The sequence below is a fragment of the Streptomyces sp. NPDC088246 genome, from assembly GCF_044741025.1.
Classification (GTDB): Bacteria; Actinomycetota; Actinomycetes; order Streptomycetales; family Streptomycetaceae; genus Streptomyces.
In genome coordinates, this window is sequence record NZ_JBIURV010000017.1 from 18,466 (window position 1) to 38,294 (window position 19,829).

General features: G+C 68.9%; 21 protein-coding genes. 10 read left to right on the top strand and 11 right to left on the bottom strand.

What is annotated here, in order from left to right:
- The first annotated feature begins 79 nt into the window (after positions 1-79).
- Entirely contained in the window at positions 80-1,204 is a 1,125-nt protein-coding gene (disA, locus tag ACIPEK_RS23205) for a DNA integrity scanning diadenylate cyclase DisA (RefSeq protein ID WP_114245192.1), read from the top strand.
- A 96-nt stretch (positions 1,205-1,300) separates the two neighbouring features.
- On the opposite strand, the gene ACIPEK_RS23210 is transcribed toward disA, so the two are convergent.
- Positions 1,301-2,122, bottom strand: a complete 822-nt coding sequence (locus ACIPEK_RS23210; protein WP_401999149.1) for a hypothetical protein — start codon at positions 2,120-2,122, stop codon at positions 1,301-1,303.
- 173 nt (positions 2,123-2,295) lie between these two features.
- Between ACIPEK_RS23210 and ACIPEK_RS23215 the strand changes: the two genes are divergently transcribed.
- From ACIPEK_RS23215 to cseC, 6 genes are all read left to right on the top strand, one after another.
- The gene (locus tag ACIPEK_RS23215) at positions 2,296-2,940 is read left to right on the top strand and encodes a phosphatase PAP2 family protein (protein WP_401999152.1); all 645 of its coding nucleotides are present in this window, start codon (positions 2,296-2,298) and stop codon (positions 2,938-2,940) included.
- Between the two features lie 145 nt (positions 2,941-3,085).
- Positions 3,086-3,988 carry an A/G-specific adenine glycosylase gene (locus ACIPEK_RS23220; protein WP_401999155.1) on the top strand — a complete coding sequence of 301 codons (903 nt, stop codon included), beginning with the start codon at positions 3,086-3,088 and terminating at the stop codon, positions 3,986-3,988.
- Between the two features lie 175 nt (positions 3,989-4,163).
- A complete protein-coding gene (locus ACIPEK_RS23225) occupies positions 4,164-4,814 on the top strand; it encodes a SigE family RNA polymerase sigma factor (RefSeq protein ID WP_401999158.1) in 651 nt (216 codons plus the stop codon).
- The gene (locus tag ACIPEK_RS23230) at positions 4,802-5,548 is read left to right on the top strand and encodes a hypothetical protein (RefSeq protein ID WP_401999160.1); all 747 of its coding nucleotides are present in this window, start codon (positions 4,802-4,804) and stop codon (positions 5,546-5,548) included. Before ACIPEK_RS23225 ends, ACIPEK_RS23230 begins: the two co-directional genes overlap by 13 nt.
- A gap of 10 nt (positions 5,549-5,558) precedes the next feature.
- Positions 5,559-6,263 (top strand): two-component system response regulator CseB, encoded by a 705-nt coding sequence (gene cseB, locus ACIPEK_RS23235; protein ID WP_401999163.1) that lies wholly within the window; start codon positions 5,559-5,561, stop codon positions 6,261-6,263.
- On the top strand, positions 6,260-7,642 hold the full coding sequence (gene cseC / locus ACIPEK_RS23240; RefSeq protein ID WP_401999166.1) for a two-component system sensor histidine kinase CseC: 1,383 nt from the start codon (positions 6,260-6,262) through the stop codon (positions 7,640-7,642). The genes cseB and cseC overlap by 4 nt, the downstream gene beginning before the upstream one ends.
- A 139-nt stretch (positions 7,643-7,781) precedes the next feature.
- Here the strand turns inward: cseC and ACIPEK_RS23245 are convergent, their stop codons facing one another.
- Positions 7,782-9,347, bottom strand: coding sequence for an MDR family MFS transporter (locus ACIPEK_RS23245; RefSeq protein ID WP_401999169.1), 1,566 nt, complete (start codon positions 9,345-9,347; stop codon positions 7,782-7,784).
- A 124-nt stretch (positions 9,348-9,471) separates the two neighbouring features.
- On the opposite strand from ACIPEK_RS23245, the gene ACIPEK_RS23250 reads away from it, so the two are divergent.
- Positions 9,472-10,056, top strand: coding sequence for a TetR/AcrR family transcriptional regulator (locus ACIPEK_RS23250; protein ID WP_401999172.1), 585 nt, complete (start codon positions 9,472-9,474; stop codon positions 10,054-10,056).
- A gap of 36 nt (positions 10,057-10,092) precedes the next feature.
- On the opposite strand, the gene ACIPEK_RS23255 is transcribed toward ACIPEK_RS23250, so the two are convergent.
- Entirely contained in the window at positions 10,093-10,779 is a 687-nt protein-coding gene (locus ACIPEK_RS23255) for a M23 family metallopeptidase (protein ID WP_401999174.1), read from the bottom strand.
- A gap of 489 nt (positions 10,780-11,268) precedes the next feature.
- Here ACIPEK_RS23255 and ACIPEK_RS23260 point away from each other — a divergent pair, with 489 nt between their 5' ends.
- Positions 11,269-11,616 carry a trypco2 family protein gene (locus ACIPEK_RS23260; protein ID WP_401999480.1) on the top strand — a complete coding sequence of 116 codons (348 nt, stop codon included), beginning with the start codon at positions 11,269-11,271 and terminating at the stop codon, positions 11,614-11,616.
- 187 nt (positions 11,617-11,803) lie between these two features.
- On the opposite strand, the gene ACIPEK_RS23265 is transcribed toward ACIPEK_RS23260, so the two are convergent.
- Positions 11,804-14,332 carry an ATP-dependent Clp protease ATP-binding subunit gene (locus tag ACIPEK_RS23265; RefSeq protein ID WP_093894034.1) on the bottom strand — a complete coding sequence of 843 codons (2,529 nt, stop codon included), beginning with the start codon at positions 14,330-14,332 and terminating at the stop codon, positions 11,804-11,806.
- Between the two features lie 428 nt (positions 14,333-14,760).
- Here ACIPEK_RS23265 and ACIPEK_RS23270 point away from each other — a divergent pair, with 428 nt between their 5' ends.
- Positions 14,761-15,369 (top strand): SCO3374 family protein, encoded by a 609-nt coding sequence (locus ACIPEK_RS23270; RefSeq protein WP_401999177.1) that lies wholly within the window; start codon positions 14,761-14,763, stop codon positions 15,367-15,369.
- On the opposite strand, the gene ACIPEK_RS23275 is transcribed toward ACIPEK_RS23270, so the two are convergent.
- The 7 genes from ACIPEK_RS23275 to nadC all read right to left on the bottom strand — a co-directional run bounded on the left by ACIPEK_RS23275 (position 15,348) and on the right by nadC (position 19,828).
- Positions 15,348-15,683 carry an Lsr2 family protein gene (locus tag ACIPEK_RS23275; RefSeq protein WP_093894032.1) on the bottom strand — a complete coding sequence of 112 codons (336 nt, stop codon included), beginning with the start codon at positions 15,681-15,683 and terminating at the stop codon, positions 15,348-15,350. The genes ACIPEK_RS23270 and ACIPEK_RS23275 overlap by 22 nt on opposite strands.
- A gap of 144 nt (positions 15,684-15,827) precedes the next feature.
- A complete protein-coding gene (locus ACIPEK_RS23280; RefSeq protein ID WP_327274511.1) occupies positions 15,828-16,385 on the bottom strand; it encodes an amino-acid N-acetyltransferase in 558 nt (185 codons plus the stop codon).
- Between the two features lie 9 nt (positions 16,386-16,394).
- Positions 16,395-16,919, bottom strand: coding sequence for a BlaI/MecI/CopY family transcriptional regulator (locus tag ACIPEK_RS23285; RefSeq protein WP_401999180.1), 525 nt, complete (start codon positions 16,917-16,919; stop codon positions 16,395-16,397).
- Between the two features lie 110 nt (positions 16,920-17,029).
- Positions 17,030-17,209 carry a hypothetical protein gene (locus tag ACIPEK_RS23290; protein WP_327274509.1) on the bottom strand — a complete coding sequence of 60 codons (180 nt, stop codon included), beginning with the start codon at positions 17,207-17,209 and terminating at the stop codon, positions 17,030-17,032.
- Between the two features lie 61 nt (positions 17,210-17,270).
- Complete coding sequence (locus ACIPEK_RS23295) at positions 17,271-17,849, bottom strand: hypothetical protein (RefSeq protein ID WP_401999483.1); 579 nt, start codon at positions 17,847-17,849, stop codon at positions 17,271-17,273.
- 138 nt (positions 17,850-17,987) lie between these two features.
- Complete coding sequence (locus ACIPEK_RS23300) at positions 17,988-18,785, bottom strand: type III pantothenate kinase (RefSeq protein WP_114245204.1); 798 nt, start codon at positions 18,783-18,785, stop codon at positions 17,988-17,990.
- A complete protein-coding gene (gene nadC, locus ACIPEK_RS23305) occupies positions 18,785-19,828 on the bottom strand; it encodes a carboxylating nicotinate-nucleotide diphosphorylase (protein ID WP_383067361.1) in 1,044 nt (347 codons plus the stop codon). Before nadC ends, ACIPEK_RS23300 begins: the two co-directional genes overlap by 1 nt.
- Between the last annotated feature and the right edge of the window lies 1 nt (position 19,829).

A 19,829-nucleotide genomic window follows, 5' to 3' on the forward strand; every position in this document is an offset into this window, starting at 1 on the left:
CTTTGCCCTGGTCTCGCCCGTCCGTACGAACGGTATGAGGGACGTAAGGGCACCGCAAACCTGTGACCGGAGGAGTGCAGTGGCAGCCAGCGACCGGGCAGCATCGCCCGGAAAGTCCGGCCAAGGCACCGGTAACGAGGCGCTGATGCGCGCCTCGTTGACCGCCGTCGCGCCTGGAATGGCCCTGCGGGACGGCCTGGAGCGCATCCTCCGTGGCAACACCGGCGGGCTGATCGTCCTGGGCATGGACAGAACCGTCGAGTCGATGTGCACCGGCGGATTCGTGCTGGACGTGGAGTTCACCGCGACGCGCCTGCGCGAGCTGGCCAAGCTCGACGGGGCGCTGATCCTCGACAAGGACATGACCAAGATCCTGCGGGCCGGTGTGCAGCTGGTCCCGGACGCCTCCATCCCCACCGAGGAGACCGGCACCCGCCACCGCACAGCGGACCGGGTCTCCAAGCAGTGCAACTTCCCGGTCGTCTCGGTCTCGCAGTCGATGCACCTCATCGCGCTGTACGTGGACGGGGAGCGCCGGGTCCTGGAGGAGTCCGCCGCGATCCTCTCCCGCGCCAATCAGGCACTCGCCACCCTGGAGCGGTACAAGCTCCGGCTCGACGAGGTCGCCGGTACCCTCTCGGCGCTGGAGATCGAGGACCTGGTGACGGTCCGGGATGTGACGGCCGTCGCGCAGCGGCTGGAGATGGTCCGCCGGATCGCGACCGAGATCGCGGAGTACGTGGTGGAGCTGGGCACCGACGGCCGGCTCCTCTCGCTCCAGCTCGACGAGTTGATCGCGGGCGTCGAGCCGGAGCGAGAGCTGGTCGTGCGCGACTATGTGCCGGAGCCGACCGCGAAGCGGTCCCGTACGGTCGCCGAAGCGCTGACCGAACTCGACGCGCTCTCCCACACCGAACTGCTCGAACTCCCCGTCGTGGCACGGGCGCTGGGGTACAGCGGCTCGCCGGAGACGCTGGATTCGGCGGTCTCGCCGCGCGGCTTCCGGCTGCTGGCGAAGGTGCCGCGGCTGCCCGGGGCGATCATCGACCGGCTGGTGGAGCACTTCGGCGGTCTGCAGAAACTCCTCGCCGCCAGCGTGGACGACCTCCAGACGGTGGACGGGGTCGGCGAGGCGCGGGCGAGGAGCGTGCGCGAGGGACTGTCGCGGCTGGCCGAGTCGTCGATTCTCGAGCGGTACGTGTAGCGGTACGCGCAGCAGACACAGGCGGCGCCGGGGCCCGGGAGACCGGGCCCCGAAGTATTTTCCCGGGCCCGGTCCCGCGGATTCCCGGCCCTCTTCTCAGTCCTTCGCGAGTACGAACGAGGCGCGCCGCACCGGCTCGCCCGGCGCCTTCGCCTCGACCAGGTACGTACCGGGCCCCGCAGTTTCCGCGGGCGGCGTCGCACACTGCGGGGTGCTCTTCTTGCGGTCCCACTCCACGGTGTGGACGACGGTCGAGCCTGCCGGGACCTTCAGCAGCAGGCTGCCCGCGCTGCGCGGGCAGTCCTTGGAGGACCACACCTGGCTGTCGTCGCCACCGGCCTCGGTGATGGTGAGCACCGCGCTCTTCGGCCCGAAGTCGGCCTTGCAGGTGGTGGACGAGGTGTTCTTGGCGATCAACCGGAACTTCGGCTTCTCGCCGGGGCTGTAGCTGACCTCGGTGCTCAGGCTCAACTGCAGTGCGCCGGTGGCGCAGTCGGGGAGCGAGGAGCCTGCCGGGACCTGTTCTCCGGGCGTCGCGCCGCTTCCGCTCACGCCGTCGGCTCCGGTGTCCGGTCCGCTGCCGGTGTCCGTGCCGCCGTCACCGTCGCCCGCGCCGCCGCCGGAGCCCGCTCCCGTACCGCTGTTGTCTTCGCCGCCGCTGCCCGAGTCGCCCGACTCGTCGCGCCCGCCCGGCTGTTGGCTGATGGCCGGACCCGACTGCGAGGGGCCGGGAGTGATCGAGCGCGCGGGACCCGATCCGCCGGGCCGGGAGTCGTCCGTGTTCCGCTTGCCGCCACCGGAGGTGACGGCCCACACGATCAGCAACGCGAGCAGCGCAACCAGCGTCGCCGCTACGGCCCTCCGTCGCCAGTAGATGGTGGAGGGAAGCGGCCCGATCGGATTACGCAAAGATCCCACGGCGCAAACTGTACGAGAGATCGGCGCCAACTCCCGCCCCACCCGCCGCCCAGCCCTGAAGTTTTGCGGATCATCATCTCGGGACGGCCTGCTCCAGCCCTGTACTTCAGCCGAGTTGGGCCCCGGGGACCGCCCAGGGTGACCACCCGGTTTTGTTGACTACCCTCTGTCACATGGATAGTTCATCTACTGCCCCGCTCTACCGGGACATCACCGACTTCGCGCATGACATGCCGTCATGGGTGCAACACCTGGCCGAGATATGGACGGAGCTCGGACTCCTGGTCTTCGGCGTCCTGTTCATCACCGGGTGGTGGCGTGCCCGACGGGCGGACGACGGCGCCCTGGCGCTGGCTGTGCTCGCACCCATCGCGACGGCCTTCGCCTATGTGGGCAGCGAGGTGCTCAAGTCGATAGTGGACGAGGAACGCCCGTGCCGGGCGGTCGTCGGGGCAGCGGCCTCGCTGGTGCCGTGTCCGCCGACGGGCGACTGGTCGTTCCCCAGCAACCACTCCGCGATCGCCGGCGCGGCAGCCGTCGCCCTGGCGATCGCCCGGCCCCGGCTGGCCTGGCTCACCGTGCCGCTGGCCCTGCTGATGGCCTTCTCGCGGGTCTTCGTCGGGGTGCACTATCCGCATGACGTGGCGGTCGGTCTGCTGCTGGGTGCGGCGGTGGCCGCCGTGACGGTCGCCGTGCTCTACCGGCCGGCACGGTCGCTCGTCCGGACCGTGCGGGGCAGCGGGGCGCCCCTGGCCGTCTGGGCATCGGGCCCGGGGGCGGCGGCCGGCCGGTCCAGGCGGCGGGGCAAACGGCACTGACGGCCCGGGGGGAGTCTGCTTGGGCCGGTTGCCGGATATCGCGGGGACAGACGGGTGGCAATATCACCCCAAGGGCCCTGAGGAGGAGCGACACCACCGTGCGCGGAGCCGTCCTCTGCCCTTCCGTGTCAGGATCGGCAATGCGATGACTGCCATGACTGCGACACAGACGCCCCCCGCCTCCCTCCACGCTCCCGTCATCGGGTGGTTCGAACAGCACGCCCGCGATCTGCCCTGGCGCCGCCCCGAAGCGGGCGCCTGGGGTGTGATGGTGAGCGAGTTCATGCTGCAGCAGACCCCCGTCAACCGGGTCCTCCCGGTGTACGAACAGTGGCTGGCCCGCTGGCCGCGCCCGGCCGATCTGGCCGCCGAGCCGCCCGGTGAGGCGGTCCGCGCCTGGGGCCGGCTCGGCTACCCCCGCCGGGCGCTCCGCCTGCACGGGGCCGCGCAGGCAATAACTGAACGGCACGGCGGCGACGTACCGAGCGAGCACGGTCAGCTGCTCGCACTGCCCGGGATCGGTGAGTACACCGCGGCGGCCGTGGCCTCGTTCGCGTACGGACAGCGGCATGCCGTACTCGACACGAACGTCCGCCGGGTGTTCGCCCGGGCCGCGACCGGCATCCAGTACCCGCCGAACGCGACCACCGCCGCCGAACGCAAGCTCGCCCGGGCCCTGCTCCCCGAGGAGGACGACCGGGCCGCCCGCTGGGCCGCCGCGACGATGGAGCTCGGCGCCCTCGTCTGCACCGCCAAGAACGAGGACTGCACACGGTGCCCGATCGCCGGGCAGTGCGCCTGGCGGCTGGCCGGAAAGCCCGCCCACCAGGGGCCCCCGCGGCGCGGTCAGACCTACGCCGGCACGGACCGGCAGGTGCGCGGACGGCTGCTCGCCGTGCTGCGCGAGGCCGTGGCACCGGTGCCGCAGTCGGCACTGGACGCGGTGTGGGACGAACCGGTGCAGCGAGCCCGCGCGCTGGACGGCCTGGTCGCCGACGGCCTGGTCGAGCCGCTGGCCGGCGGCCAGTACCGGCTGCCGCTGAGCTGAAGGTCCCTGCTGCCCTCTCCCCCGCTGTTACACAACCGATGGACAGCCGTGCGTCAGCGTATGGCTGCTCCGCACAGCCCCGTGACAACAGCTCCGTAGCGTCAGTGACGTCAGCCCGGCCGATCGATGGCTGACGGCGGTTCTACGGGGATCTACGGGGACGGAGGCGGTTGGAATGGCGCAGGGCGAGGTGCTCGAATTCGAGGAGTACGTACGCACTCGGCAGGAGGCACTGCTGCGCAGTGCACGCCGACTGGTCCCCGACCCCGTGGATGCGCAGGACCTGCTGCAGACCGCCCTGGTCCGTACGTACGGCCGCTGGGACGGCATCGCCGACAAGTCCCTCGCCGACGCATATCTGCGCCGCGTCATGATCAACACCCGTACCGAGTGGTGGCGGGCCCGCAAGCTGGACGAGGTACCCACCGAGCAGCTGCCCGACGCCAGCGTCGATGACGGCACCGAGCAGCGCGCCGACCGTGCACTGCTGATGGATGTGCTGGGCGTACTGGCTCCCAAGCAGCGCAGCGTCGTCGTGCTGCGACACTGGGAGCAGATGAGTACGGAGGAGACGGCTGCGGCGCTCGGCATGTCGGCCGGTACGGTGAAGAGCACGCTGCACCGTGCCCTGGCGCGACTGCGCCAGGAGCTGGAGAGCCGTGAGGCAGCGAGCAGGGAGGCCCGGCTCCGGGAGGAGCGGGGTCTGACGGCGGCCGACCGTGCTCCGGCCGTCGGCGCTCCGGTGCGTGCGCGGGCAACGGCGCAGGTACGGGCGCAGGCGGGCAGGCATGTGGACGAACGGGGGCGGGAGCGGTGCGCGGCCTGACAGCCAGCGATGACAGCGGTAACGGCGACGGCGACCGTGGCGGCACAAGAGACGGCGGTTGCCGCGGGGCCACCGCCGGTCGTGGCCGGGTCCTGACCGGCTGGGCGGCGAGCACCACGACCCTGGTCGGGCTCGCCGCTTTCGGGTTGCTCGCCGTCGGCTGCTCCACCGGCGGTACCGGCACCCGGGACGAGGGTCCGGCAGGCACCCAGCCGGTCGCCAAGGTCACGCCGAGCGCCGATCCGACGTCCACGGCGAAGCCCACGCCCCGGATCGATCCCGTGACGCTGCTCAAGCGGGACCCCAAGGTCAGCGAGCGGGTCAGGACGGATCTGAAGCCCTGCAGCGGCTCCGCGTACCCGGTGGACACCTCGTACGGCACCATGACCGGCGGCCCCTCGGCCGACGTCGTGGTGAACGTGATGACCTGCGGCGATTCGGTGGGCGTCGGAACCTATGTGTACCGCCAGCGGGGCAACGGCTCGTACGAGAACGTGTTCGCCATCGAGCAGCCCGCGGTGTACGGCACCATCGACCGCGGTGAACTGGTGGTGACGGCCCAGGTGTACGAGAAGAAGGACTCGGTCGCGTACCCCTCCGGCGAGGAAGTGATCACCTACCGCTGGGCGGACAACCGGTTCAGCGAGCACGACCGGGTGCACAACGACTTCAACCGAGCCGTCGGCAATGGGGAAGCCGGTCTTCCGGAATCCGCCGGACCGGCGGGGAACTGAGAGCAGTCCGATGGCCGAGACCCACGTCCTGTTCGTCGAGGACGACGACGTCATCCGCGAGGCCACCCAGCTGGCGCTGGAGCGCGACGGCTTCGCGGTCACCGCGATGCCCGACGGACTGTCGGGGCTCGATGCGTTCCGGGCCGACCGTCCCGACATCGCCCTGCTCGATGTGATGGTGCCGGGGCTCGATGGGGTCAGCCTCTGCCGTCGTATCCGCGACGAGTCGACGGTCCCGGTGATCATGCTGTCGGCCCGGGCCGACTCGATCGATGTGGTGCTCGGCCTGGAGGCCGGCGCCGACGACTACGTCACCAAGCCCTTCGACGGGGCGGTCCTGGTCGCCCGGATCCGTGCCGTGCTGCGCCGCTTCGGCCATGCGTCGGGTGGGCAGCCGGGCAACAGGGAGCCGGAGCCGCAGCCCGTCGGCGGGGTGCTGGTCTTCGGCGATCTGGAGATCGACATCGAGGGCATGGAGGTCCACCGGGGCGGCCGGCAGGTGGCGCTGACCCCGACCGAGATGCGGCTGCTGCTGGAGTTCTCCGCCGCGCCCGGCACCGTGCTCTCCCGCGACAAGCTCCTGGAGCGGGTCTGGGACTACGGGTGGGGTGGCGACACCCGGGTCGTGGATGTCCATGTGCAGCGGCTGCGCACAAAGATCGGCCAGGACCGGATCGAGACGGTCCGCGGCTTCGGCTACAAACTCCGGCCATGAAGCGGTTCGCCCTGCGGACGGGTGTCCGCTGGAAGATCAGCATCGCGATCGCGGCGGTCGGCGCGCTGACCGCGGTCGCGCTCAGCTTCGTCGTCCACAACGCCGCCCGGGTCTCGATGCTGGAGAACGCGCGCGAGGTCCAGCTGGAGCGGCTGACGTACGCACAACTGCTGTACGAGGCGAAGAAGACGCAGAAGGCCGACCCCCGGTTCGGAGCCAAGCTCAACGACCCGTTGATGCCGCGCAGCCTGCGCGCGGAGACCAACAGGAACCGGCGCGCCACGCATGTCGAGGAGACCAGGAACGGGGTGCCCGATGTGTGGGCGGCCGTGCCGGTCGGCAACGGCGATGTGCTCTCGCTGCACACCCGTTTCGCCGACCGCAGCGCCACGATCATGGGCGATCTCGACCGGGCGCTGATCATCGGCTCGGTCTCGGTGGTGTTCGGCGGCTGCGCGCTGGGCGTGCTGATCGGCGGGCAGCTGTCGCGCCGGCTGCGCAAGGCGGCGGCCGCGGCGGGCAGGGTCGCGCAGGGCAATACGGATGTCCGTGTCAGGGAGGCCGTCGGCGGTGTCGTCCAGGACGAGACCGATGAGCTGGCCCGCGCGGTGGACGCGCTGACGGACGCGTTGAACGAACGCATCGAGGCGGAGCGCCGGGTCACCGCGGACATCGCGCACGAGCTGCGTACCCCGGTGACCGGTCTGCTGACGGCGGCCGAGCTGCTGCCGCCGGGCCGCCCCACCGAGCTCGTACGGGACCGGGCACAGGCGATGCGCACCCTGGTCGAGGATGTGCTGGAGGTGGCCCGGCTGGACAGTGCGTCGGAGCGGGCCGAGCTGCAGGAGATCGCGCTGGGTGAGTTCGTCAGCCGGCGGGTCGCGCTGCTGGACCCGGATGTGCGGGTGCAGGTCGTCCACGAGTCCTGGGTCAGCACCGATCCGCGCCGGCTGGAGCGGATCCTCGGCAATCTGCTGGGGAACGCCGCCAAGCACGGTGCCACTCCGGTGGAGGTCACGGTCGAGGGCCGGGTGGTGCGGATCCGCGATCACGGTTCCGGGTTCCCGGCAGCGCTGCTGCGTGAGGGCCCGAGCCGGTTCCGTACCGGAAGCAGCGACCGGGCCGGACACGGACACGGTCTGGGGCTGACGATCGCGGCCGGTCAGGCGCGGGTCCTCGGGGCCCGGCTGACTTTCCGCAACGCGGCGCCGGAAGGGGCGGCGAAGGGCGCGGGCGGGGCGATCGCCGTGCTGTGGCTGCCCGAGCACGCACCGACGAACACCGGCAGCTTCCCGATCCTGCGCCTGTCCGAACAGCGCACGCCGGGCAGCGGCGACGGCCTGAGCACGGAGTCCGGCCGCATGCGGTCCGGCGGCTGAGTTGTGTACGAGGAGGCTCCCGGGGCGCGCCCCGGGAGCCTCCTCGTACACGGCTCGTACACGGCTCGTACACCGCTCGTGCGGCGCGAAGCGATCAGACGGCCTCGCGCTGCTTCGGGCCGGCGACCGCGGCCGACTCCTACGCACCGTCCGACGACACGGTTTCCGGGCCCGCTCCCCGCAGCGGGACCTCCTTGACGAACACCGACGCGAGCAGAGCGATCACTCCGACCGAGGCACCCACCAGGAACGCGATGTGGGTGCCGGACGACACCGCGAACTGGTACGCCTCACGCATCGCATCCGGCAGCTTCGCCAGGCTCGCCGCGTCCAGCTGCGCGGACTTCGCCGTGGCTCCCCCGCCGCCGCGGGCAGCCATCTCGTCCTGCACCCGCCCGGTGAACAGTGCGCCCATGATCGCGACACCGAAGGAGCTGCCGAGCGTACGGAAGAGGGTGGTCGCGGAGGAGGCGACTCCCATGTCCTTCATCTCGACGCTGTTCTGCGCGACGAGCATGGTGATCTGCATCAGGAAGCCCATGCCCGCACCGAGCACCGCCATGTAGACGCCCGAGGTGAACCGCGTGGTGCCGGTGTCCATCTGCGAGAGCAGGAACAGACCGGTCACCATCAGGACCGAGCCCACCACGGGGAAGATCTTGTACTTGCCGGTGCTGGTGGTGACCCGTCCCGCGATCAGCGAGACGACCATCATCGACAGCAGCATCGGCAGGAGCAGCAGACCCGAGTTGGTCGCCGACGCGCCTTGGACGGACTGCTGGAACAGCGGCAGGAAGAGCACCGCACCGAACATCACAAAGCCCGACATGAAGCCGACGACGGACATCAGGGTGAAGTTGCGGTTGCGGAAGATGTGGAGCGGAATGATCGGTTCTGCAGCCTTCGTCTCGACGAAGAGGAAGCCGACGAGCGAGGCGACACCGATCGCCATGAGCTCCATGATCACAGCGGAGTTCCAGTCGTACTCCGAACCGCCCCAGGTGGTGACCAGCACGATCGCGGTGATGCCGAGGGTCAGCAGACCCGCGCCGAGGTAGTCGACCTTCGCCTCGGTGCGCTCCCGCTTGGGCAGATGAAGCACGGCGGTGACCATGGCGAGGGCGACCGCGCCCAGCGGCAGGTTGATGTAGAAGCTCCAGCGCCAGCCGAGGTGGTCGGTTATTGTGCCGCCGACCAGCGGTCCGCCGATCATGGCGATCGCCATCACACCGGCCATCATCCCCTGGTACTTGCCTCGCTCACGGGGCGGCACCAGGTCGCCGATGATCGCCATGACGCCGACCATCAGGCCGCCCGCGCCAAGCCCCTGCACTGCCCGGAAGCCGATCAGCTGACCCATGTCCTGGGCCATTCCGCTCAGTACCGAGCCGATCAGGAAGAGCACGATGGACGTGAGGAAGATGCCCTTGCGCCCGTACATGTCGCCGAGCTTGCCCCAGATGGGGGTGGAGGCCGCGGTGGCCAGCGTGTACGCGGTGACGACCCAGGACAGATGTTCCAGGCCGCCGAGGTCGCCGACGATGGTCGGCATGGCAGTGCCGACGATCAGGTTGTCCAGCATGGCGAGCAGCATCGTGATCATCAGGGCGAGCATCACCACCTGGACGCTGCGCTGCCGCTTCTCGGGTTTCTCGGCAGGCCGGTCGTCCACCCTTCCGTCCGCCGCCTTCTTCAGGTCCGACATGGTCCCCACTCCCCTGATCCCCTGTACGTACCGGGCACTTACTTGCCGCCCGGCTAGTTGACTACACTGGGGAAAGTAGACCCGTAACTAGCCGGGCGTCAAGTAAGTATCGAGGGAGAGCGCCATGGGCAGCACACCGCAGCCGCGCCGGGGCAACACGCGCCAGCGCATTCAGGACGTCGCCCTGGAACTCTTCGCCGAACAGGGCTACGAGAAGACCTCACTGCGCGAGATCTCCGAGCGGCTGGATGTCACCAAGGCCGCGCTCTACTACCACTTCAAGACCAAGGAAGACATCCTGGCCAGCATCTTCGACGACCTGAACCGGCCTGTCGAGGAGCTGATCGAGTGGGGCAGGGGCCAGCCTCACAGCCTGGAGACGAAGAAGGAGATCCTGCGCCGCTACAGCGAGGCGCTGACCGCCGCCGCCCCGCTCTTCCAGTTCATGCAGGAGAACCAGGCGACCGTACGGGAGCTCAGCATCGGCAAGACCATCAAGGACCGCGTCGTCGGACTGGTCGATCTGATCAAGGAACCCGATGCCCCGCTGACCGACCAGGTGCGCTGTTTCACCGCGCTCTTCACGATGCACGCGGGCATGTTCGCCCTCAAAGACCTCGAAGGCGACCCCGAGGAGAAGCGCAAGGCCGTCCTCGAAGTCGCCTTCGATCTGGTCACCCGGGCACACAGCCCGGGGTCCGCCGAGTAGGGCCGGACAGGCCCCGAGGGGTGCGTCCCGGTCGGGTCAGACCATGACGCCTTGCTTGTGCAGGAACGAGACCGGGTTGATCGCGGAACCGTAGTTCGGCGTGGTCCGGATCTCGAAGTGCACGTGCGGGCCGCTGGAGTTTCCGGTATTGCCGGAGAGGGCGATCTTCTCGCCCGTCTTCACGGTCTGACCGATGTGCACATCGATCCGCGACAGGTGGGCGTACTGCGAGTACACGCCGTTGCCGTGGCTGATCACGACGGCATTGCCGTACGCGGGGCCGTCACCGCCGCCGTTCGGACCGGCCTTCACGACGGTGCCACTGTGCGCGGCCTGCACCTTGGTGCCGATCGGCACAGCGAAGTCCTGACCGGAGTGCTTGTGGGCCCAGCGGGCGCCGTCATTGCCGAAGCTCGCACTCAGCGCATAGTGGCGCACCGGGGTCTCCCAGGCGGCAGCCTTCTTCACAGCCACCTTCTTGACCGCCGCTCGTTCGGCCTTGGCCGCCTTGGCCGCCTCGGCCTGCACGGCCGCCTGCTTGGCGACCGAGTTGGCCGTACTGACGCTGATCAGGTTCGCGGCGTCGGGGGCACCCACCGTGCCGGCCGCGAACGCAGCGCCCACACCGAGAACCATCGACGTCCCCAGGCCGGCTGCCACGACGGCGCCACGGACACGGGACAGGGACGGGCGACGGGAGTGGAACGAAACGCGCTTCGACATAAGCGGAGAACCTCCGGAGATGACTGGACCCGACGCTTCCGCCGGGCTGGTCATCCCTTGGTAACCCGCACCCGCACCAATGCTCAAATACCCCATCTACGAACAAAAGCCGTAGTGGGAGCCTCGGGAATTCACCGGCGCAGGTTTCACGCGCCCCATTTCCGGACTCATCGAAACTCTTGTTTCGGACAGGTTTAACCCCAGCCCCAAACCGCTCTAATCGGACTAAACATAGTGATCCGGGCTTCTCTCCTCCCGCCCCCGAAAGCCCCTCTCCATGCAGGGGCAAAGGTCCCCTCCGCGATCACGGCGCCTGCCCCTAACACCGCTAGTAGGCCCGGAACGGGCTGTGCGCCTTGTCACTGGCGGCGGGACCCGAGGCCGTCCGATTCAGGACCTTCGGCTTGCAACCTGACTACGCTGACACGGCGACCAGCTCAGCTCCCGGGGGACAGACCATGGCCTGTGACGCCGGCAGGCACCAGCGATATGGACGGCATCGAGCTCGCCGATGCCGTCGAGTCGATCCGCAACCAGCTCATCGACGCCGCGGACCGTGGCACCGGTCGCCCCGTGGCCTTCGAGGTCGGCGACATCCAGATGGATTTCACCCTCGAACTCCGCAAGGCGACCAAGGGCGGCGCCAAGGTGAAGGCCTGGGTGGTCGGCGCGGGCGCCGATGCGTCCCGTACGACCGGCCGCACCCACAAGGCCGCGTTCGCCCTGAAACCGCGCGATGCCACGACCGGCGAGCCCTGGCGGGTCGGCCACGAGGACGGGGGCAGCAAGGTGCAGTTGGGGCTGCTGCCGAGGCGGAACGAGGACCTGCGCCACTGACGGCAGCACCGCGGGCACGACGGGCACCGCGGGCACGGCAGGCACGGCAGGCACGGCAGGACGGCAGGACGGCAGGACGGCTGCACAGCGGCACGGCGGCACAGCGGCACGGCAAAAGGGGCTGCCCCGGACCGTTCTCACGGTTCCGGGGCAGCCCCTTCAGATACTCAGGCGCTCGGGAGCGTCCTTACACGTCCTTCGACATGTTCGGGCCCGCGCCGCCTGCCGCCTGCTCGATCGGGGGGACGTCGGGCAGAGCCGACTTCTCCTCGCCGCGGAAGGTGAACTTCTTCTCCTCACCCTCACCCTCGGTGCCGACGACCACGATGTGACCGGGGCGCAGCTCACCGAAGAGGATCTTCTCGGAGAGGATGTCCTCGATCTCGCGCTGGATCGTCCGGCGCAGCGGCCGGGCGCCCATCACGGGGTCGTAGCCCTTCTTCGCCAGGAGCGACTTGGCTTCCGAGCTCAGCTCGATGCCCATGTCGCGGTCCTTCAGGCGCTCGTCCACCTTGGCCAGCATGAGGTCGACGATCTGGATGATGTCTTCCTCCGTGAGCTGGTGGAAGACGACCGTGTCGTCGACACGGTTGAGGAACTCGGGGCGGAAGTGCTGCTTGAGCTCTTCGTTGACCTTGTTCTTCATCCGCTCGTAGCCGGTCTTGACGTCGCCCTGGGCGGCGAAGCCCAGGTTGAAGCCCTTGGAGATGTCCCGGGTCCCGAGGTTGGTCGTCATGATGATGACCGTGTTCTTGAAGTCCACGACCCGGCCCTGGGAGTCGGTCAGGCGACCGTCTTCCAGAATCTGGAGAAGGGAATTGAAGATATCGGGGTGGGCCTTCTCGACCTCGTCGAAGAGGACGACGGAGAACGGCTTGCGGCGCACCTTCTCGGTGAGCTGGCCACCCTCTTCGTAACCCACGTAGCCGGGGGGAGAACCGAAGAGGCGGGAAACCGTGTGCTTCTCGCTGAACTCCGACATGTCGAGGGCGATCAGCGCGTCCTCGTCGCCGAAGAGGAATTCGGCGAGCGTCTTGGAGAGCTCCGTCTTACCGACACCCGACGGGCCGGCGAAGATGAACGAGCCACCGGGGCGCTTCGGGTCCTTCAGACCGGCTCGCGTACGGCGGATCGCCTGCGAGAGGGCCTTGATGGCATCCTTCTGGCCGATGACGCGCTTGTGGAGCTCGTCCTCCATGCGCAGCAGACGGGAGGACTCCTCCTCCGTCAGCTTGAAGACCGGAATGCCGGTCGCGGTGGCCAGGACTTCGGCGATCAGCTCGCCGTCGACCTCGGCCACGACGTCCATGTCGCCGGCCTTCCATTCCTTCTCGCGCTTGGTCTTCGCGGCGAGAAGCTGCTTCTCCTTGTCGCGCAGGGACGCGGCCTTCTCGAAGTCCTGCGAGTCGATCGCGGACTCCTTGTCGCGGCGGACGCCCGCGATCTTCTCGTCGAACTCGCGGAGGTCCGGCGGCGCGGTCATCCGGCGGATGCGCATCCGGGAACCGGCCTCGTCGATCAGGTCGATCGCCTTGTCCGGCAGGAAGCGGTCCGAGATGTACCGGTCAGCCAGCGTCGCGGCCTGGACCAGCGCCTCGTCCGTGATGGAGACGCGGTGGTGGGCCTCGTAGCGGTCGCGCAGACCCTTGAGGATCTCGATGGTGTGCGGCAGCGACGGCTCCGCGACCTGGATGGGCTGGAAGCGGCGCTCGAGAGCGGCGTCCTTCTCCAGGTGCTTGCGGTACTCGTCGAGCGTCGTGGCACCGATGGTCTGCAGCTCGCCGCGGGCCAGCATGGGCTTGAGGATGCTGGCGGCGTCGATCGCGCCCTCGGCGGCGCCCGCACCCACCAGAGTGTGGAGCTCGTCGATGAACAGGATGATGTCGCCGCGGGTGCGGATCTCCTTGAGGACCTTCTTCAGGCGCTCCTCGAAGTCACCGCGGTAGCGGGAGCCGGCGACCAGCGCACCGAGGTCGAGGGTGTAGAGGTGCTTGTCCTTGAGGGTCTCGGGCACCTCGCCCTTGACGATGGCCTGCGCCAGTCCTTCGACGACCGCCGTCTTGCCGACGCCGGGCTCGCCGATGAGAACCGGGTTGTTCTTGGTACGGCGGGACAGCACCTGCATGACCCGCTCGATCTCCTTCTCGCGCCCGATGACCGGGTCGAGCTTGGATTCGCGAGCGGCCTGGGTGAGATTCCGGCCGAACTGGTCGAGCACCAGGGACGTGGAGGGCGTGCCTTCCGCGGGGCCGCCCGCGGTTGCCGCCTCCTTGCCGCCCGAGTAGCCGGAGAGCAGCTGGATGACCTGCTGCCGCACCCGGTTCAGGTCGGCGCCCAGCTTCACGAGGACCTGGGCTGCGACGCCCTCGCCCTCGCGGATCAGGCCGAGCAGGATGTGCTCGGTGCCGATGTAGTTGTGGCCGAGCTGGAGGGCCTCGCGGAGCGACAGCTCCAGGACCTTCTTGGCCCGGGGCGTGAAGGGGATGTGCCCGGACGGGGCCTGCTGGCCCTGGCCGATGATCTCCTCCACCTGCTGGCGGACCGCCTCGAGCGAAATCCCGAGGCTCTCCAGGGCCTTAGCGGCGACACCCTCACCCTCGTGGATAAGGCCCAGGAGGATGTGCTCGGTGCCGATGTAGTTGTGGTTGAGCATCCGGGCTTCTTCCTGAGCCAGGACGACAACCCGCCGCGCGCGGTCGGTGAACCTCTCGAACATCGTTAATCGCTCCTCAGAGCGGTCAGGCAGTAAGGGGTCGGTCCCCTCCCTGTCCTTCCGCAGCTTAGTCCCGCAAGCGGGGACCGCTCATTCCAACTGCCGACACCGTCCTTGGCCTCCTGCCCCGAACGCCGACATCTGCTCCAACCCGATGGTGCGAGACGATGTTCCCGCAGGCCAGGCAGATACCCCTTTCACCAGTACGCCGATGGCGAACGTGAGATGCCCGGGTCTGCGTGTCGCCCCTCCCCACTAGGGATGTCTTACCCGCAATTACAGACAGTCCATGCGGCGCACGCCGGTTCCCTCCGCTACGGGCGAACATCTTCGCGCTCCCGAATGCGTCCCTACGCCCCCATCTCGGACACACCGAGCACTTGGCCGCAGACTCTGCGTAACCCCTGGGGTGACTCTGCCGTTCTCCCGACATGGCCATCACCGCCCCGTCCACCCTGCCGTCGGTCGCCGACGAGCAGGAGGGCCACGCCGAGAGCGCACGGTGGGCGCAGTGGTACGAGCGCGAGCTCGGCTGGGCAACGGAGGGCACCACACCGGTGCGGTTGCCGACCGGGCTGCGGTTCGACGTCCTGGAGGTACCTGCGGCCGCCGGCCATGCGGCGCTGCGGCGGGTGGGCCGCACCGGACCTGTGGCGCTGACGGGCTCGCGGATGAGCCTGCTGGTGGCAGCGGGAAGCGCCGACGAGCTGCCCGGGCTGCTCGACTGGCTGGAGTGGGGCGGGGTCACCCTCTCGCTGACCGCCATCGGTACGGGCGGTCGGATCACTGCGCCGACGCCGCCCGGTCGGGTGGCGGGCCGGTCGGGGGCCGCCGTATGGCTGCGGCCCCCCGGGCTGCGGCACGAGGGAGAGCCGGAGCTCCCGGCCCTCGTCGGCCTCGGGAGCAGGGGTGGGGATGCTCCCGATCTCGTACGGCTCGTGGACACGGTGGCGACGGAATGCCACCGGGTCCGGTTGATGCGCGCCCGAACGGGGCGGTCGACCGATGAGTCGACAGCTCAGCCGTTGGCCTTCTCGTAAGCCTCACGGATCTCCGCGGGAACACGGCCGCGGTCATTCACATTGTGGCCGTTCTCGCGCGCCCACTTACGGATCTCCGCGGTGTCCTTGTTGCCACCCGTAACGGCACGGCCCTTGCCACGGCCGGCCGCTGCACGGCCACCCGTACGCCGGCCACCCTTGGTGTACGGCTCAAGAAGACCACGGAGCTTGTCCGCGTTGCTCGTGGTGAGGTCAATCTCGTACGTCTTGCCATCCAGAGCGAACGTCACTGTCTCGTCCGCCTCGCCACCGTCGAGGTCATCGACAAGAAGGACCTGAACCTTCTGTGCCACCGGATTTCCTTTCATCGAAAATGCAGTACGCGGAAAGGAAACCGCTTTTCCCCGGAAAACACAAACCCCCGGGAGAGGTTCAGGATCCTGAGAAGACGGGAAACATGTGCGATTCGGACATAGGGCCACGGCTTCTTGTGGCGGTCACAGGTGCAGAAGCATCCGACTGTTGCCCAAGGTGTTCGGCTTCACTCGTTCGAGACCCAGGAACTCTGCTACACCCTCGTCATAGGAACGCAGCAGCTCGCTGTAGACATCTCCGTCGACCGGTGTCTCTCCGATCTCCACGAAGCCGTGCTTCGCGAAGAAGTCGACTTCGAAGGTGAGACAGAAAACCCGCCGTACGCCCAGCCAACGAGCGGTCTGCAACAACTTGTCCAGTACTTGATGCCCGACTCCGGCACCTCTGATGCTGTGATCGACCGCGAGAGTGCGCACTTCGGCGAGGTCTTCCCACATCACATGGAGTGCACCGCAGCCGATGACCCGGGCGTCCTCGTCGCGTTCTGCGATCCAGAACTCCTGGATGTCCTCGTAAAGCGTCACCGTTGCTTTGTCGAGCAGGATGCCTTCGCGTACGTACCCGTCGAGGAGACGGCGGACCGATGCCACATCACTGGTCCTGGCACGACGGACTGTGATGGCCACGTTTATAACCGACGGCTCGGTACGGAAATCGGTATGCGGAAGCTCTGAGGACATACCCAGACGCTATCGCCCGGTCTCCGGGGCCGCGCCATCGGCCGGATCTCCGGTCGCTTCTCCGGCCGGTTCATCAGTCGGTTCATCGCGCGGTTCATCGACCTCTTCATGGGTCGCTTCACCCACCGCTTCATCCGCCGCTTCATCGGACGGCGGCTCGGCGGCCCCGTGCAGGTTGGGCAGAACGATCCGCATGGCGTCCTTGAGGGCCTCACGCTGCTCGGCGGACATCATGCCGAAGAAGGCGACGAGAGCGGCGGCGGGGTTGTCACTGCGCGACCATGCTTCGTTCATCAGTGCGGCCGAGTAGGCGGCGCGGGTGGAGACCGCCGTATATCGATATGCGCGGCCGTCAACTTCCCTGCGCACCCAGCCCTTCTGATGGAGATTGTCCATTACCGTCATGACGGTGGTGTAGGCGATGGAGCGTTCCTGCTGAAGGTCCTCAAGGACTTCCCGCACGGTGACCGGACGGTTCCATTGCCAGACCCGTGTCATCACGGCGTCTTCCAGATCTCCCAATTGGCGGGGCACAATGTCACTTTAGTGCCAGATGCCGGGAATGCTCGGCTATTTACGCAGCAAAAGGGCGCACGACTCCTGACAAGTCGCGCGCCCTTCGCGTGCTGCGAGGTCCGGGGAAGTCAGACGCCGTCGGTACGTGGCGCCTGCTGGACCGACTCGGCACGGCCGATCGCCATGTCCACGGCTGCGTCCTCCTTGGCCTTGTTGGGACCGCCCTGGCTCTTGACGATCGTCACGACGAGGCCGATGAAGAAGGCGGCCATCACCACGGGGGGCACGAGCGCGGATACGTAGTCCATGGCATCCAGAGTAGCGAGACCGGTACCGACTTCCGCGCGCCCCCTCCGCGTTGCGCCGGGGTTATCCCGCGGCCCACTGCTGCGGTGGCGGGACCGGGCGGCGGGGCGGGAAGACCTCCGAGGGCTTCGGTGCCGGACGCTCGGACGGCGGGGCCGGCCGGGGCGGGGCCGCCGGGGTCTTCGGCCGTTCGGGTTCGGCGTCGGCGGCCCGGCCGCCGGGCAGGGCGAGGAGTCGGCTGCGGGGCGCGGGGGCCGCCGACGGCGCGGAACGTCCGGCGAGGCGGGCCCGTACCGACCGCTCCGCGAGCACCTGGCAACGCTCCAGGAGCGCCGCGGCCACCGGTCTGTGGCGCAGGGCGCGCAGCGCGGCAAGGTCATCGGGACGGGGGTCGTATCCGCCCGCCAGGGCGTCCTGGAGAAGCTCCAGATAGCCGCTGACGGAGCCGGGGAGGGCGTTGCGGTAGCGGACGAGGTCGGCAAGGAGGAACGTGCGCAGCCGTCCCGCCTCGCCGACCGCCTCGTCCACGGCGCCTGCCAGCCGCAGGCAGTCCTGAACGTCCTCGTCGGGCAGGGGCGTGGGGTGAAGGGCGGTGGAGAGGGCGCGTCGGAGCACACGCAGCTCGTCCGCGCTGAACGCCATACCGCCGCGTGATCCGTAAGGCGTGGGCATGACGCGACAATACGTGCTAAATGGACAAAATCGGCTTAACTGGCCGTTGGCGGCGCGGCGGCGGCCCCCGTTCCGCCGAACCGTTCCCGCAGGTACGCCCCGTACCCGCTACATCCGGGACACGTTCCGCTCGTACACCAGACGCAGACCGATGAGGGTGAGCCAGGGCTCGTGCTCGTCGATGACGGAGGACTCGCCCAACACCATCGGCGCAAGGCCGCCCGTCGCGATGACGGTGACGTCGTCGGGGTCGGCCGCCAGCTCCTTCTTCATCCGTGCGACAACACCGTCGACCTGGCCCGCGAAGCCGTAGATGATGCCCGACTGCATCGCCTCGACCGTGTTCTTGCCGATCACGCTGCGCGGCCGGGCCAGCTCGATCTTGCGGAGCTGGGCGCCCTTGACGCCCAGTGCCTCGACCGAGATCTCGATGCCGGGGGCGATGACACCGCCGGTGTACTCGCCGCGGGCGGAGACCGCGTCGAAGGTGGTGGCCGTGCCGAAGTCGACGACGATCGCCGGACCGCCGTACAGATCGACGGCGGCGACCGCGTTGATGATGCGGTCCGCGCCGACCTCCTTCGGGTTGTCCATCAGGATCGGCACCCCGGTCTTGATGCCCGGCTCGACGAGGACTGCGGGGACGTCGCCGTAGTAGCGGCGGGTCACCTCGCGCAGCTCGTGCAGGACGGCCGGGACCGTGGAACAGATCGCGATGCCCTCGATGCCGTCGCCCAGCTCCTCGCCGAGCAGCGGGTGCATGCCCATCAGGCCCTGGAGCAGCACCGCGAGCTCGTCCGCGGTGCGGCGGGCGTCGGTGGAGATCCGCCAGTGCTCGACGATCTCCTCACCGTCGAACAGGCCGAGGACGGTGTGGGTGTTGCCGACGTCGATGGTGAGCAGCATCAGACGCCGGCCCCGTCGGTGTCACGGAAGTCCAGGCCGATGTCGAGGATCGGCGAGGAGTGGGTGAGCGCGCCGACCGCCAGGTAGTCGACGCCCGCTTCCGCGTAGGCGCGTGCGGTGTCGAGGGAGAGCCGGCCGGAGGACTCCAGGACCGCGCGGCCGCCGACCAGGGCAACCGCCTCGGCCGTCTGCAGCGGGGTGAAGTTGTCCAGCAGGATCAGATCGGCGCCCGCCCCGAGGACCTCTCGGACCTGCTGCAGGGTGTCGACCTCGACCTCGATCGGTACGTCCGGGAACTCATCGCGTACGCGCTTGAAGGCCTCGGCCACGCCGCCCGCCGCGACAACGTGGTTGTCCTTGACCAGCGCCGCGTCCGACAGCGACATGCGGTGGTTGACGCCGCCGCCGCAGCGCACCGCGTACTTCTCCATGGCGCGCAGGCCCGGGGTGGTCTTGCGGGTGTCGCGGACCTTGGCCTTCGTGCCTTCGAGCACATCGGCCCAGGCACGGGTGGCGGTCGCGATGCCGGAGAGCCTGCACAGCAGGTTGAGTGCGCTGCGCTCGCCGGTGAGCAGGTCACGGGTGCGGGTGGTGACGGTCAGCAGCTTCTGGCCGGGGGCGACGCGGTCGCCGTCCTCGACATGGCGCTCGACCGCGAACTCGTCCGTGCAGACGATGGACAGGACGGCCTCGGCGACGCGCAGACCGGCCACGACACCCGCCTCACGGGCGGTGAAGTCGCCGGTGGCCACGGCGTCCTCGGCCACGGTCGCGACGGTGGTGACGTCGACACCGCCGTCGAGGTCCTCCTCGATGGCGACGTGCGCGACGTCCTCGACCTGGACCGGGTCCAGGCCCGCCTCGGCGAGGAGCTGGGCGAGGTCGGGGTCGAGGCCGCACTCCAGGGGGTCGAGCTCGTAGAACTCGTCCCCGCCGCAGCCGCAGCCGTCCCCGCAGCCGCCCGCGGACGGTGCGGGCGCGCCGATCTGGATCAGCGGTACGTCCACGGGTGTGGGGCGCGGATTCTCTTCGGGCGTGCTCACG